Genomic DNA, 13,861 nt, shown 5'->3' on the forward strand with positions numbered 1-13,861 from the left:
CCGCCTTCACCTGCCGCTTTTCAGTCGGCGGCTGGCGGGCTGCCCGGATTGTACGCCGCGCTGCGTTCCGGAACGCCGAGCGCGGTGAGGAAGCTGCGAGCCCAGCGGCTCACATCGTGTTTGCGAAGGTACCGCCTCATTGCGCGCATCCGTTTCATCTTATCGTCGAGCGAGGCGTCGGCGGCTGTCACAAATCCGTCTTTCAAATCGGTCAAATCATGCGGATTCACCAGGAACGCTTGACGCAGATCGCCTGCGGCACCGGCGAACTCGCTCAGAACGAGGGCGCCGCGATTGTCGGTCTGGCTCGCCACGTACTCCTTTGCGACGAGGTTCATACCGTCCCTCAGCGGCGTGACGGCCATGATGTCGGCCGCCTGGTACAGCGCGGCGAGCTCGTACCGGTCGAAGGACTGGTGCAGGTAGTGGACGGCCGGGAGCCCGACCTGACCGTACTCGCCGTTGATGCGCCCGACCTCGCGTTCGACCCGGTCCCTGAGGGTCTTGTACTGCTCGACCCTCTCGCGGCTGGGGGTCGCGACCTGCACCATGACGGCCTTGGGCACTTGCAGCCGGCCGTCTTCGAGCAGTTCGCGGAACGCCTTGAGGCGCTGCTCGATGCCCTTGGTGTAGTCGAGCCGGTCGACGCCGAGGATGATCGTCTCCGGCTCGCCGAGTTCGGCGCGGATCTCCTTGGCCCGCTGGCGGACCCGTTCGGTGCCGGCGACCTCCTCGTTGGCGGCGGTGTCGATGGAGATGGGGAACGCGTCGGCGCGCACGAGCCGGTCGTCGACGGTGACGTAGTGCCCCCTCGGGCGGTAGCCGAGGAGGTGCCGGGTGAGCGCCAGGAAGTTCTGGGCCGCGAGCGGGCGCTGGAAGCCGACCAGGTCGGCGCCCAGGAGCCCCTTGAGCAGCTCCATGCGGTGCGGCAGCTGCATGAACAGCTCGACCGGCGGGAACGGGATGTGCAGGAAGAACCCGATCCGCAGGTCCGGGCGCCGCTCGCGGAGCATCCCGGGCACCAGTTGGAGCTGGTAGTCCTGGACCCACACGACCGCGCCGGGCGCGGCCTCGCGGGCGCACACCTCGGCGAAGCGCTCGTTGACCTCGTAGTAGGACTTCCACCAGGACCGGCGGAAGACGCGCGGCTCGACCGCGTCGTGGTAGAGCGGCCACAGCGAGGCGTTCGAGAACCCCTCGTAGTAGCGCAGGACCTCGGTCTCGCTCAGTTCGACCGGCAGCAGCGTCACGCCGTCGGCCTCGAAGGGCTCGGGGGCCGCGCCGGCGGCGCCGGCCCAGCCGATCCACGTGCCCTGGTTCGCTTGAAGGACCGGTTCGAGGGCGGCAACGAGGCCGCCAGGGGATCGGCGCCAGGTTCTATTTCCCTCGTCGTCGACCACGGAGTCGACGGGGAGACGGTTGGCTACGACAATGAAGGATGCGTTGCTCAATTCGTATTCCCTCCTTTGCACAAGCCTAGCCGTGGAGCGTGACCGGTTGGTTGCGGTGACGTAGACGGCCGCGTGAAGGCCCGATCGACGCCCGCCGGAGGGGCTTGACATCATTGGTATCGGTCATTTCCGTACCGCTCGGTCGCAAAGCGAAGGATCATCGTGGCGCAGTTCATCTACACCTTGGAAAAGGCGCGCAAGGCTCACGGGGACAAGGTCGTGCTCGACGACGTGACCTTGTACTTCAACCCGGGCGCCAAGATCGGCGTGGTCGGCCCCAACGGCGCCGGCAAGTCGAGCCTGCTGCGGATCATGGCCGGGCAGGACCAGGTCTCCAACGGCGAGGCCAAGCTCGCCAACGGCGCCACGGTCGGGATGCTCGCGCAGGAGCCGCCGCTGAGCGAGACCAAGACCGTCATGGAGAACGTCCAGGAGGCCGTCGCGCCGATCCAGGCGAAGCTCGACCGGTTCAACGAGGTCGCCGCCGAGATGGCCGTCGACTACACCGACGAGCTCATGGAGGAGATGGGCCGCCTCCAGGAGGAGCTCGACGCCTCGGGCGCCTGGGAACTGGACTCCAAGCTCGAACAGGCCATGGACGCCCTGCGCTGCCCGCCCGGCGACTGGCCCGTCACCAACCTCTCCGGCGGCGAGCGCCGCCGCGTCGCCCTGTGCAAGCTCCTGCTGGAGGAGCCCGACCTGCTCCTGCTCGACGAGCCCACCAACCACCTCGACGCCGAGTCGGTCCTGTGGCTGGAGCGCCACCTCGCCGCCTACCCCGGCGCCGTCGTCGCCATCACGCACGACCGGTACTTCCTCGACAACGTCGCCGAGTGGATCCTCGAGCTCGACCGCGGCCGCACCTACCCCTACGAGGGCAACTACTCCACCTACCTGGAGAAGAAGGCCGAGCGCATGAAGGTGGAGGGCCGCAAGGACTCCAAGCTCCAGAAGCGCCTCAAGGACGAGCTCGAATGGGTCCGCTCCAACGCCAAGGGCCGCCAGACCAAGTCCAAGGCCCGCCTGGGCCGCTACGAGGAGATGGCCGCCGAGGCCGAGAAGACCCGCAAGCTCGACTTCGAGGAGATCCAGATCCCGCCGGGCCCGCGCCTGGGCTCGACCGTCATCGAGGTCAAGAACCTCGTCAAGGGCTTCGACGGCGTGACGCTCATCGACGGCCTGGACTTCAACCTCCCGCGCAACGGCATCATCGGCATCATCGGCCCCAACGGCGTCGGCAAGACCACCCTGTTCAAGACCATCGTCGGCCTCGAGAAGCCCGACTCGGGCGAGGTCAACGTCGGCGGCACCGTCGACATCTCCTACGTCGACCAGAACCGCTCGGGCCTGGACGGCGACAAGTCGGTGTGGCAGGTCGTCTCCGACGGCCTCGACTACCTCATGGTCGGCAAGGTCGAGATGCCCAGCCGCGCCTACATCGCCGCGTTCGGCTTCAAGGGCCCCGACCAGCAGAAGCCCACCAAGGTCCTCTCGGGCGGCGAGCGCAACCGGCTCAACCTCGCGCTCACCCTCAAGCAGGGCGGCAACGTGCTCCTGCTCGACGAGCCCACCAACGACCTCGACGTCGAGACGCTCTCCAGCCTCGAGAACGCCCTCCTGGAGTTCCCCGGCTGCGCCGTGGTCATCAGCCACGACCGGGCCTTCCTCGACAAGGTCGCCACCCACATCCTCGCCTGGGAGGGCGAGGACGAGAACGGCCGGCCCAAGTGGTTCTGGTTCGAGGGCAACTTCGACTCCTACGAGAAGAACAAGATCGAGCGCCTCGGCCCCGACGCCGCCAACCCGCACCGCGTCACCCACCGGAAGCTCACCCGGGACTAGCCGTGGCCCGCTTCTCAGTCGAGGTGGCCCTGCGCTGGTCGGACATGGACACGTTCGGGCACGTGAACAACAACCAGTTCATGGTCCTGCTCGAAGAGGCGCGGGTGGCGATGATGTTCACGACCGCCGCGGAGGCCGGGCTCACCGGCTTCCGCGAAGGCGTCGTCGTCGCCCGCCACGAGGTCGACTACCTGCTGCCGGTCACCGTGCCCGCCCAGACCCGCGTCGACCTGTGGATCGACCGGATCGGCAACGCCTCCTTCGACTTCGCGTACGAACTGACCGCGGACGACAAGCTCGCGCTGCGCGCGAGGTCGGTGATGGTCCCGTTCGACACCGGGACGCAGCGGCCCCGCCGCCTCACCGCCGAGGAACGCGCGTTCCTCCAGCAGTGGACCGACTGACCGCGATGGCGACCCTCACCGGCGACGCTGCGGCCTTCGCCGCGCGCGTCGCCCGGCTCGACCCCGACGCGCTCGTCCTCGCCCGCGAGAGACGCCTCTGGGCCGCCCTGCCCATCGGCGTCCTCGCCGTCCGCGAGGCCGCCGACGGCACCGCGCCCCCCGACGGGGTCTACCGGGCCGGCGACCTCGCCGCCGGCGAGGCCCTCGCCCGCGCGGGCGCCGCATGGCGCGGACGGCTCCCACAAGGACCGTGGACCACCGTCGAGACCGTGCCCGTCGCCGACATCGCCGACCTCGACCGCAAGGCCGCCCAGGCCCTGCGCGAGCGGCGCGGCCAGGGCATCGGCGACCGCCGCCTGCGCGACGCCCTGCTCGACCACGTGGCCCTGCGCGTCGCCTCCGAGACCGGTGACCGCCCGGTCGAGCACCTGGTCGAGCTGCGCCTGGTGACCGCCTTGTGCCGCATGGGATTCCTCGGCAAGGACCCCGTCCGGGTCCTCAAGGCGGGCCGCCGGATCGGCCTCGCCGCGACCTATGGCGCCGTCTGGGAACGCGACCGCGGCCTGCCACTGCTCTGAACGTCCCCCGCCGGAGCCTTACGAGCACTACGCTTCTGACAGGAATCCGACGTTCAGGTGATGGGACGGCACTTGCCGGCCCTTTACCTATGAAACCGGTGACAGTACCCCGCGCGTACCTGCGAACAAACGCTCTACAGCTCATACTTTTGGACAAGATTGGCTGACGGTTGTGCCATGTCGGTGCCGAGCCCTAGTCTGCTCACTGCAACGCGACGTAACTTGGCACTGCCCGGCGAAGCACAACCAATCACAATCAATGGTTCAGCCAGGCATGAATGCCAACGTATTACCCAAGCACTGCCAGTGATTCGCATTTTGGGTGGGAAGGCGGACGACACCATGGCATGGTGGCGCAACAGAAAACGCGACGCACACGACGAAGCGATCGCCGAGGCGATCGCGGAGACCGACAGCGAGCTCGGCGGATCCGCCGAGCGAGCGCACGCGCGCGGCAACCAGCCGAGCACGGTCCCGAACCCGCGGACCGAGCGGCTCGACACCGCCCTCGACGGCGGCACGGGCGAGCACGAGGTGGAGATCGAGCTCGCCTCCCGCGAGCTGCGCCACGAGCTGACCGCGGAGCAGCTCCTCCTCGGCCCCGAGGAAGAGCAGATCTCCGAGGTCGAGCGCTGGCACCTCATCAAGCAGGACCTCGCCGAGATCGACCCCGAGTTCGTTAACGACCTCGAGCAGATCGCGGCCGACGCCCGCGACGAGGCCGAGCCGCTCGGCGCCGAACGCATCGTCTCGGCCCTGAAGAACCTCGACATCCGCTACCTCGTGGACGAGAACGGCGGCATCGTCGCCCTGTGGGAACGCCACATCGTCCAGGTCCGCGCCGAAGGCCCCGACGCCGACATCCTGGTGCTGCGCGCCCGCGCCTACCAGACCGTCCCCCGCGAGTGGGCCGAGCGCGGCTACGCCGCCATGAACGAATGGAACCGCACCCGCCGCTTCCTGAAGGCCTACCTCGGCGAGCCGACCGACTCCGGCGCGCTCCCGGTCTTCGGCGAGATCCAGGTCCCCGTCCGCCCCGGCATCACCACCGCCCTCCTCGAAGAACTCATCGACTGCGGCACCGCCATCTCCGGCACCTTCGTCGAATGGCTCGAAGGCGAACTGCTGTAAGCGAACACGATTGGGGGCGGGCCGCAATGCGGCCCGCCCCCAAACACGTTCGCACCGCTGGGAGCGGCGACCGGGTTCAGTACACCCAGATGTACGAGTAGATGTAGAACGAGATCGGTTTGGTGTCCACCGGCGCGACCAGCAGGTAGCCGACGTCGCCTTCAGCGGTGATCACGCACAGGAAGGTCATGCCCCATGCCATGGCCTCCTCGTCCAGCGACTCCGACCACTCGTCGGCGTCCTTGTCGAGGCAGTCGGAGGGCGCGGGGAAGTCAGCGGGATAGGTCGGTGTGTCGGTGATGCGGACCAGCGGGGAGTTTGGATCGCTGTCCTCGCCGACATGCTTCGCCCAGGTGGCGACCTTCGTGCCGTTGATCGGAATCAGCATGTTGTGTGTGCCCGAAGCGAGCCGGTCGTAGCGGAGGTCCGGATAGATGCCCGACTGCTCCTGCTCCAGATCGATCTCGACATAGTCGCTCTGATCGTGGAAGTGCCACTCGTTGATCGCGATGCGGTTCTCGCGCAGCACCGGTTCGTCGGCGGCTCCGGCGTCGACGATCTCGAGCGTGGTGCCCGGCATCGCTTGAATCGTCGTGAGCGAGTGCTCCAAGGTCGTGCTGCTCGCTCCGTCCGAATAGACGGTCAGTTTGCGCCCGGAATGAATCGTGAACGCCTCGCAGGCCTCCTCGTCGGGTTCGGCGTTGCAGACGATCAAGGTGGAGGTTCCGTGTTCGGTGACGACCTTCTCATCGGTCCCGGACTTGAGGATCTGCTCGCTGCCGACCTCCACCGTGCCCAGGGAGCTGACGAACTGGTACGACGCCGACAGGCTGAATTGCCAGTTCGAGTCGATCGTGATGCTGAAGGGCAGTATCGGCGGTTGATACGAGATGTATCCGATCGGCGCCGTTCCACCCGAATTGACCTTCTCGCCTTCCGCGTTCGGGAAGGTCACCCCCTCGAATACCGTGTCCCAGCTGTTCGAGTATTCCGGATCGCGTTGCCGTTCGATGCCCCGCTCTTCCGACGACGGCGCGTTGCAGCCGGCCGCCAAGAGCAGCACCAGAATCGAGAACAATGGGAGACGGGTCGACGTTAGGGGCATTGACGACAACCTCCATGCAGAGCGCACCACTTGCGACAGCCGGTCCGACAGCGGGGAGTGCGAGTCGGACCGAACGTCAGTCCAGGCTAGCGCACCGCAGCACCTTGCAATATCGAGGTCTGTTCTCGGGCAAGGGTTGTGCGCAAAGCATGACCAATATGGATTTATGTGGAAAGGCGCTTTCGCGTCCCGGCACACCTGCTGTTTCAGGCGCCGCACCAATGGTGCCGCCTGATTCGGGCATCGCGCATGTCGTGCTTCTCGGTTCAGGCGTTGCGCATGAAGTCCGCTGCCCGTTCCATGTACTCCCACATGGCCTTGTCGTACTCCTCGGGGAGTGCGACCTCGTCCATCGCGTGGCGCATGCACCGCAGCCACGCGTCCCTCTCGCGCACGCCGATCGTGAACGGCGCGTGGCGCATCCGCAGCCTCGGGTGGCCCCGCTCCTCCGAGTAGGTGTGCGGGCCGCCCCAGTACTGCTCCAGGAACATCTTCAGCCGGCGCGCCGCCGGAGCCAGATCCTCCTCGGGGTACATCGGCCGCATGATCGGATCGTCGGCGACCTGCGCGTAGAAGGCGGTCACGAGACGGTCGAAGGTCGCCTCGCCGCCCACGGCCTCGTAGAAGGTCGTGGGCACGGTCTGTCCCGTCGGGGCCGGCACTTTCGAAGTCATCGGCACGACGGCCCGGGGGCTGTCACTAGGCATCTCCCAATCGTGCCAACCCCGGCCCCCACTGGGAAGCCGATCCGGCACGCGTCACACCGATTGGGCCGAACATCACCTATGCCTCGCCGCCGTTCGCCTCCCGCGGCACGTAGATCCGGCCGTTCGCCGTCGGACTGGTGATCCCTCGCTCACGAAGCGCCTCGCTGATGCGCCGCCGCAGCTCCCGCTCGGCCGCCCACTGCATGTCCGAGGTCGTCTTGACGCCCACGCGCAGCTTGATCTCGTCGATCGTCATGTCGACCGGCCCGGCGTACTCCGGCGCCTCCAGCACGTGCCGGCTCCACTCCTCGTCCTCGGCGAACGCATTCGCCGCCGCCAGGATCGTCTCGCCGGCCTCGTCCACGTCCACGCTCGGCGACAGCGGCGTCTCCACCACCACGTACGCCCAGCTCTGGCTCGCGTTCCCGACCCGCAGGATCTGCCCGTTGCGCACGTACCACAGCCGCCCGTCCAGCGACCTGAGCGTCGTCACGCGCAGCCCCATGTCCACCACCGTGCCCGAGGCGTCGCCCACGTCGACGATGTCGCCGACCCCGTACTGGTCCTCCAGCAGGATGAAGATCCCCGCCAGGTAGTCCTGCACCAGGTTCTGCGCGCCGAAGCCGATCGCGATGCCGGCGATCCCCGCGCTGGCCAGGATCGGGGCCAGGTTCACGTTGAAGACGCTGAGCACCAGCATGAACGCGATCGAGAAGATCGCGATGGTCGTCACGTGCTGGAGCACGCCGGTGAGGGTCTCGGCGCGTTTCGCCGAGCGGTTGCCGACGATCGAGTCGCGCCGGCTCGCGTGCGCGTTGAGCTTCTCGGCCAGCTCGGCGATCGGCTGCGGGCCCTTGACGACCGTGACGCGCATGATGATCTTGTCGATCGAGCGGTTGACCAGCCACCGCAGCACGAACGCCACCAGGACGATGAGCAGGATCTGTCCGATCGTGCCGAGGACCTGCCCGCCGGTCACGGCGAAGGCCTCGCTCTCGGTGATCCGCCACAGCAGCGAGCAGGTGCTCAGCCCTTCGCCGCAAGGGGATCCGTCCCCGGTGGCCGCAAGCAGTTCCACGTTCTTCCTTCGCAGGGTCGTCGACGCCGACCGCGCCGGTGGTTCCTTCGGCGTCGACCTCAGGCGACCGCCCGATCCGGTGTCGCCCCCGGTTCGCACAGACGATATTCGCCCGTCACCGAAGATCCCACAGAACCAGGGTGCAATTTTCTGAGATTTAGGTCAAACTTGACGAGACCGATGGCTTGGAGGTACGTCACCGTGATAGGTCCTCGACATAGGAACACGCTCGACAGCGATGACCCCGCCCCAGGGACGCATCCGCATCTTTTCACGCATCCCGTCGGCACGCTGGGCTCGGCGCTCGTCCTGAACCAGAGTTACGAACCGCTGTGCGTGATACCGGTGAAACGAGCCGCAGTGCTGCTGCTCACTCGCAAAGCCGAAACCGTCACTCCTGGTGACGGTTTTCTGCGCTCTGAAACCATGCACATCCCGATCCCCTCGGTGGTCCGCCTCAACCGCTACGTCCCGATCCCCCGGCAGGTCGGCGCCAGTCCTTCGCGGCGCGGCGTGTTCACCCGGGACGACTGGCGCTGCGTCTACTGCAACGCGGCGGCCGAGACCATCGACCACGTGGTGCCCCGCTCGCGCGGCGGGACGCACACGTGGGACAACGTCGTCGCGGCGTGCGCCCCGTGCAATCACCGCAAGAGCGACAAGACCCTCGCCGAACTCGGCTGGCGCCTCCCGAGGGCTCCCAGGCCGCCCTCCGGCTGGCAGCTGCGCGGCTTCCGCGGGCAACGGCGCCCCGATCCCGCCTGGGAGGCCTGGCTTCCCCGCCACGGCCGCGAACGCGCCCGTCTCTCCTAGCCAAGACCGCCATCGGCCCGCAGGGCCCGTCGACCGCGCCGCAGCGTGACCGTTCCAAGTGGCCGGACGGCGGGCCCTGGCGCGTGCCCGGCGCCCGACGGCGTTCTCGCCGACCGCATCCGCCTACCGTGCTCCCGGTCGCACCCGGTAACCACCGGCGGCGATGTGAGGGGCGTAATTGGATTAGGCTGAAGGTTGGCCACGGCGCCCGATCGCCGTGGCGCCCGGCCGCGGCGCGGCCACCCTGTACCTGTCTTTAGGGGAGCAACATGACGTTCCAGGACCTGCTGATTCTCTTCGGCGCCCCGATCCTGGTTGTGGTCGCGGTCTTCGCCGTGGTCTTCCTGCGCCACCCGAGGCCGCAGTCCCGCTACCGCGCGGGTGAGCCCTACAACTTCAAGCCGGTCTGGTTCGTCTCCCGCAACGGCGCGGTGGCCGAGGCCTCCGGCGAGGCGCACGGCGCCGAGCTCGAATCCGGCGCGCACGGCGAGCCGGTCGCCAGTGGACCCAAGGGAGGCTCGCATGGCAAGTGGTAGCGACATCGCGATCGTCGCGGGCAGCGACAGCGGCAAAACCGTCGCGGGCAGCGGCGTGATCGTCGAAGGCGTCGACAAGAGCCCCGAGGAGGTCCAGCCGGCCGTCCTCGAAGGCCCCTTCGACGTCAAGGAGCTCCTGCACCTCGACGAGGCCCTCGCCGTGGCCGAGCGCGACGGCGGCGGCCTGCACTACAGCGTCTTCGTCGGCCCGCTCTACGAGCCGGTGCGGGGCGCGGCCGAGGCCCTGCACGACCGCCTCGCCGACCCGGACCGCTCGGTCCTCATCGCCGTCTCGCCCGAGCAGCGGCGCCTGGAGGTCGTGACCGGCAGGCTCGCCCAGGAGAAGATCCCGGACCGCTCGGCGGCCCTCGTGGTCTTCTCGATGGAGGCCGCCTTCGGCGTCGGCCAGCTCGCCGGGGGCATCATCACCGGCCTGCGGATGCTCGCCGAGAAGGCGCGCAGCGCCTGAGACCGACACGTGAACGGCGGCCGGGAATTCCCGGCCGCCGTTCACGTGTTTCTCAGCTCTGCGTCGCGCTCGGGTACCGGCGCTCGATGAGGTCGTCGGCGTCGGTGAGTTCGAGCTTCCCGACGAACTCGACCCACGACAGCGAGTCGGGTACGGTCTCGCGGATCGACAGGATCGTCGTGCCGGGGATGCGCAGCGTCAACGTCGCGGGCGTGCCGAGCTGCTTCTGCGCCAGCACCGCCTCGGTCGGCTGCCCGCTGAGGCCGCGCGCGAGCTCGAACACCGCCGCCTCGTTCTCCGCGGCCTTCGGCACCCAGTCCATGTCGCGCTTGAGCATGACGACCGCGCCGATCTGCTTGCCGTCCACGGCGCCGTTGTAGGTCAGCACGATCCGGTCGGCGTCGCCGCGGGCGCCGACGAGGCTCCACGACTCGTCGGTGACGTCCACCAGCTGCCCCTGGAACCGGCGCACGGCGGTGCGCACCTGCTTGACCTGCCGCCGCTGCGCGAGCGGCTTCGCGACGATCCGGAAGGCCACCACGAGCACGACGAGGACGAGCACGCCGATCCCGGCCGCCGCGACCTCGTGCAGGCCCGCCCGGATGCTCCAGATGATCGACATCGGCACGAGCACGCCCGAAGCCAGACCCAGGAGCGGCTTGAGCCAGAACGGTCCCGAACCGCCCGGCAGGCGCAGCGGCGCCATCAGCCCGACCACGGCCGCGCCCACCAGGGCGATGCCGACGAGGTTCGGCGCCGGCACGTCGTAGCGGCCGAGCCACGCGACGGCCCACCACGACAGGAACACCGAGCCGATCACCACGGTCGGGATGAGCAGCACGACGGCGAACAGCAACTGCTGGGGCTGCGGGCGGCTGCGCGAGGCGAGCACGGGCCCCAGCAGCAGCAGCGGCAGGACGATCCCGAACAACGCGACCAGGGTGGCGCTGAGGACGACCACCGGCAAAAGCGCGGACAAGGCGGCTCTCTCCATTCATGGCCCGGGAGGCCACCGAACGACGGACAAGGGGAGCCTATCAACGCCGTGAAAAGGACTCGGGGCTCCGGGACCGCCTTCACGACAGGCGGTCCGGAGCCCCGAGCACCGATTAAGCGGACTTGTCCAGCTCCCGGCCGGCGAGGGCGCGGGCGAGGTCCGCCCGGCCGTCGGCCACGCCGCGCTTGACCGACGCGGGCCGGTCCTCGGCCAGCCACGCGTCGAGCACCTCGAGCGTCTCGGTCTCGATCAGGTTCGACGGGAACGCGAGCTTGGAGAACTCCACGGCCTGCTGGGCCCCGAGCTTCTCCCACAGCTCCGGCACCGCGTCCAGATACGGGCGCAGGTACGGGCGGACCAGCTCCGCCTGGTCGAGCGGGGCGAAGCCCAGCATCGAGGACCGGCGGACCCAGTTCTCCGAGTTCGGGTCGGTGATCCGCTCCCAGGCGCGCTCCTTGGCCTCGGCCGTCGGCACGACCGCGCGGGCGACGAACGACAGGCGCTTGCCGTCGGCCGTCGAGTCGCGGTCCACCTCGGCGTCGATCGCCTCTTCACCGACCGCGCCCGAGGCGACCAGACCCGTGAGCAGCGCCCACCGCAGGTCCGCGTCGACCGCCAGGCCCTCCGGCACGTCCCGGCCCTCGAGCCAGCCGCCGATGCGACCCAGATCGGCCTCCGAACGCGAAGCCGACGCGTAGGCCTTCGCCCACGAACGCTGCGGGTCCGAACCCGGCGCCGCCGCCTCCATCGCGGCCTTCGCCGCCTGCGCCCACCGCTCGCGCAGCGCCGCCCGCTTGGCCGGGTCGGCGTAGGCGAGCGCCCCGGCGACCTGCCGCTGGGCGACGGTGACGATGTTGATGTCGCCCTCGGTGGTCAGGCTCGAAGCGCCGAGTTCGACGAACCGCGTCGCCGGCAGCTCGGCGTCGCGGAGCATGTCCCAGGCCGCGGCCCAGATGAGCGCCCGCGCGAGCGAGTCCTCCAGCGCCGAGGTGTGCCCGATCGCCGTCGCGAGGCTCCGCTCGTCCAGACGCAGCTTCGCGTACGTCAGGTCGTCGTCGTTGAGCAGCAGCAGGTCCGGCTGCTTCACGCCCGCGAGCGCCGGGACCGCCGTGGCCGCCCCGGCCACGTCGACCTCGATCCGGTCGCGGCGCACCAGCGCCTCGCCCTCCAGGTCGTACAGGCCGATCGCGATCCGGTGCGTGCGGTGCGTCGGGTGCTCGGCCGGAACCTCTTGCAGCACCGTGACCTCGGTGTAGTTCCCATCGGCGTCCACGCCGACCTCCGGGCGCAGGGTCGAGACCCCGGCCGTGCGCAGCCACGTGTCCGCGAAGTCCTTGAGCGCCTTGCCGCTCGCGGCCTCCAGCTCGCCGAGCAGGTCCGAGAAGACCGCGTTGCCGAACTGGTGCTTCTGGAAGTAGGAGCGCAGCCCGGCCAGGAACGGGTCGATCCCGACGTACGCGACCAGCTGCTTGAGGATCGAGGCGCCCTTGGAGTAGGTGATGCCGTCGAAGTTGGCCTGGATCTCCTCGGTGTCGGCCGCGTCGGTGTACACCGGGTGCGTGGTCGGCTGCTGGTCGGCCCCGTAGCCCCAGTTCTTGCGCGCCGACAGGAACGTCGTCCACGCCCCGTCGAACCGCGTGGCCTCCACGTTCGCCCAGTGGCTCGCCCACTCCGCGAAGGACTCGTTGAGCCACAGGTCGTCCCACCAGCGCATCGTCACGAGGTCGCCGAACCACATGTGCGCCATCTCGTGGAGCACGACGTTGGCGCGCTGCTCCAGCTCGAAGTCGGTGACCTGGCTGCGGAACAGGAACGAGGCCTCGGCGATCGTGATGCAGCCGAAGTTCTCCATCGCCCCGAAGTTGTACTCGGGCGCGAAGACCTGGTCGTACTTCGGCAGCGGGTAGCGGACCCCGAAGTGCGAGTGGAAGTGGTCGAAGCCCTGGCGCGTGACCTCGAAGACCCCCTCGGGGTCGAGGTAGTCCCGCATGGACTTGCGGCAGTACAGGCCCAGGTCGATCCCGTCGTGGGTCTCGTGCACGCCCACGTACGGGCCCGCGCAGATCGCGGTGATGTACGGGCTCATGCGAACCGAGGTCTCGAACAGCGTGACCTTCAGCCCGACCGCCTCCACCACCGTCTCGGAGGCCGCCGGCATGTTCGAGATCACGGTCCAGTGCTCGGGGGTGCGCACCTGGAACGTGAAGGCCGCCTTGAGGTCCGGCTGGTCGAAGCAGGCGTACACGCGCTGCGCGTCGGCCACCTCGAACTGCGAGTACAGGTACGTCTCCTTGTCGACCGGGTCGACCATCCGGTGCAGGCCCTGCCCGTCCGACGAATAGGCGCAGACGGCGTTGACGACCAGCTCGTTCTCCGCCGCCAGGCCCGTGAGCCGCAGCCCGGCCTTCGGGTCGAAGGCCGTCAGGTCCACCGGCTCCCCGTTGAGGAAGGCGTCCTCGATCCGCTCGGCGGCGATCTCGATGAAGGTCTCCGCGCCGGGTTCGGTGCAGGAGAACGCGACCGCGGTGCGCGAGCCGAAGGTGTCGCCCCGCTCGTGCCCGGTCAGGTCGAGCTCCACGGTGTAGGAGTCGACGTGGAGCAGCTCGGCGCGCCGCCTCGCCTCGTCGCGGGTCAGAATGTGGGTTGCCGCCACAGTGCCTCCTGTCGTCAGAGGTCCAGCCTCAAGGGTTCGGATTATGAAAGAAGTGTGTCATATCTCGGGAGTTCATCGAGCGGCCACCGCTACGGCG

At 68.7% G+C, this 13,861-nt stretch carries 13 protein-coding genes; 7 read left to right on the forward strand and 6 right to left on the reverse strand.

All coding sequences use genetic code 11. The annotated features are described in order from the left end of the window. Nucleotides 1–20 precede the first annotated feature (20 nt). The gene (locus IF12_RS0111755; protein WP_030158284.1) at nt 21–1,451 is read right to left on the reverse strand and encodes a trehalose-6-phosphate synthase; all 1,431 of its coding nucleotides are present in this window, start codon (nt 1,449–1,451) and stop codon (nt 21–23) included. Between the two features lie 162 nt (nt 1,452–1,613). Between IF12_RS0111755 and ettA the strand changes: the two genes are divergently transcribed. From ettA to IF12_RS26185, 4 genes are all read left to right on the forward strand, one after another. After that, entirely contained in the window at nt 1,614–3,293 is a 1,680-nt protein-coding gene (gene ettA / locus IF12_RS0111760; RefSeq protein ID WP_030158285.1) for an energy-dependent translational throttle protein EttA, read from the forward strand. A gap of 2 nt (nt 3,294–3,295) precedes the next feature. Further along, nucleotides 3,296–3,697, forward strand: a complete 402-nt coding sequence (locus IF12_RS0111765) for a thioesterase family protein (RefSeq protein WP_030158287.1) — start codon at nt 3,296–3,298, stop codon at nt 3,695–3,697. A 5-nt stretch (nt 3,698–3,702) separates the two neighbouring features. Beyond that, the gene (locus IF12_RS0111770) at nt 3,703–4,275 is read left to right on the forward strand and encodes a hypothetical protein (protein WP_030158289.1); all 573 of its coding nucleotides are present in this window, start codon (nt 3,703–3,705) and stop codon (nt 4,273–4,275) included. Nucleotides 4,276–4,617: 342 nt separating this feature from the next. Then, entirely contained in the window at nt 4,618–5,406 is a 789-nt protein-coding gene (locus IF12_RS26185; protein WP_081913508.1) for a YbjN domain-containing protein, read from the forward strand. 76 nt (nt 5,407–5,482) lie between these two features. On the opposite strand, the gene IF12_RS0111780 is transcribed toward IF12_RS26185, so the two are convergent. The 3 genes from IF12_RS0111780 to IF12_RS0111790 all read right to left on the reverse strand — a co-directional run bounded on the left by IF12_RS0111780 (nt 5,483) and on the right by IF12_RS0111790 (nt 8,296). After that, a complete protein-coding gene (locus IF12_RS0111780; RefSeq protein ID WP_133884370.1) occupies nt 5,483–6,484 on the reverse strand; it encodes a hypothetical protein in 1,002 nt (333 codons plus the stop codon). A gap of 293 nt (nt 6,485–6,777) precedes the next feature. Then, a complete protein-coding gene (locus IF12_RS0111785; RefSeq protein WP_030158295.1) occupies nt 6,778–7,185 on the reverse strand; it encodes a globin in 408 nt (135 codons plus the stop codon). 109 nt (nt 7,186–7,294) lie between these two features. Beyond that, nucleotides 7,295–8,296 (reverse strand): mechanosensitive ion channel family protein, encoded by a 1,002-nt coding sequence (locus IF12_RS0111790; RefSeq protein ID WP_051704275.1) that lies wholly within the window; start codon nt 8,294–8,296, stop codon nt 7,295–7,297. A gap of 291 nt (nt 8,297–8,587) precedes the next feature. Between IF12_RS0111790 and IF12_RS26640 the strand changes: the two genes are divergently transcribed. The 3 genes from IF12_RS26640 (at nt 8,588) to IF12_RS0111805 (ending at nt 10,114) form a co-directional block, all read left to right on the forward strand. Continuing rightward, nucleotides 8,588–9,109 (forward strand): HNH endonuclease, encoded by a 522-nt coding sequence (locus tag IF12_RS26640; protein ID WP_035748920.1) that lies wholly within the window; start codon nt 8,588–8,590, stop codon nt 9,107–9,109. 269 nt (nt 9,110–9,378) lie between these two features. Further along, a complete protein-coding gene (locus tag IF12_RS0111800; protein ID WP_030158301.1) occupies nt 9,379–9,645 on the forward strand; it encodes a hypothetical protein in 267 nt (88 codons plus the stop codon). Then, nucleotides 9,632–10,114, forward strand: a complete 483-nt coding sequence (locus IF12_RS0111805) for a DUF5130 family protein (RefSeq protein ID WP_081913510.1) — start codon at nt 9,632–9,634, stop codon at nt 10,112–10,114. The genes IF12_RS0111800 and IF12_RS0111805 overlap by 14 nt, the downstream gene beginning before the upstream one ends. Before the next feature lie 52 nt (nt 10,115–10,166). Here IF12_RS0111805 and IF12_RS0111810 read toward each other — a convergent pair whose 3' ends face one another. Both IF12_RS0111810 and pepN read right to left on the reverse strand, forming a co-directional pair. Next, complete coding sequence (locus IF12_RS0111810; protein WP_133884368.1) at nt 10,167–11,093, reverse strand: hypothetical protein; 927 nt, start codon at nt 11,091–11,093, stop codon at nt 10,167–10,169. A 130-nt stretch (nt 11,094–11,223) separates the two neighbouring features. Then, nucleotides 11,224–13,764 carry an aminopeptidase N gene (gene pepN / locus IF12_RS0111815; protein WP_030158307.1) on the reverse strand — a complete coding sequence of 847 codons (2,541 nt, stop codon included), beginning with the start codon at nt 13,762–13,764 and terminating at the stop codon, nt 11,224–11,226. Nucleotides 13,765–13,861: the final 97 nt, after the last annotated feature.

Origin of the sequence: Glycomyces sp. NRRL B-16210 (assembly GCF_000719515.1) — a bacterium.
GTDB lineage: Bacteria > Actinomycetota > Actinomycetes > Mycobacteriales > Micromonosporaceae > Glycomyces.

Bases quoted from the DNA above. Each gene is read 5' to 3' on its own strand.
- IF12_RS0111770 (WP_030158289.1), top strand. From the start codon at position 3,703: ATGGCGACCCTCACCGGCGACGCTGCGGCCTTCGCCGCGCGCGTCGCC.
- IF12_RS26185 (WP_081913508.1), top strand. From the start codon at position 4,618: ATGGCATGGTGGCGCAACAGAAAACGCGACGCACACGACGAAGCGATC.
- IF12_RS0111785 (WP_030158295.1), bottom strand. From the start codon at position 7,185: ATGACTTCGAAAGTGCCGGCCCCGACGGGACAGACCGTGCCCACGACC.
- IF12_RS0111800 (WP_030158301.1), top strand. From the start codon at position 9,379: ATGACGTTCCAGGACCTGCTGATTCTCTTCGGCGCCCCGATCCTGGTT.
- IF12_RS0111805 (WP_081913510.1), top strand. From the start codon at position 9,632: ATGGCAAGTGGTAGCGACATCGCGATCGTCGCGGGCAGCGACAGCGGC.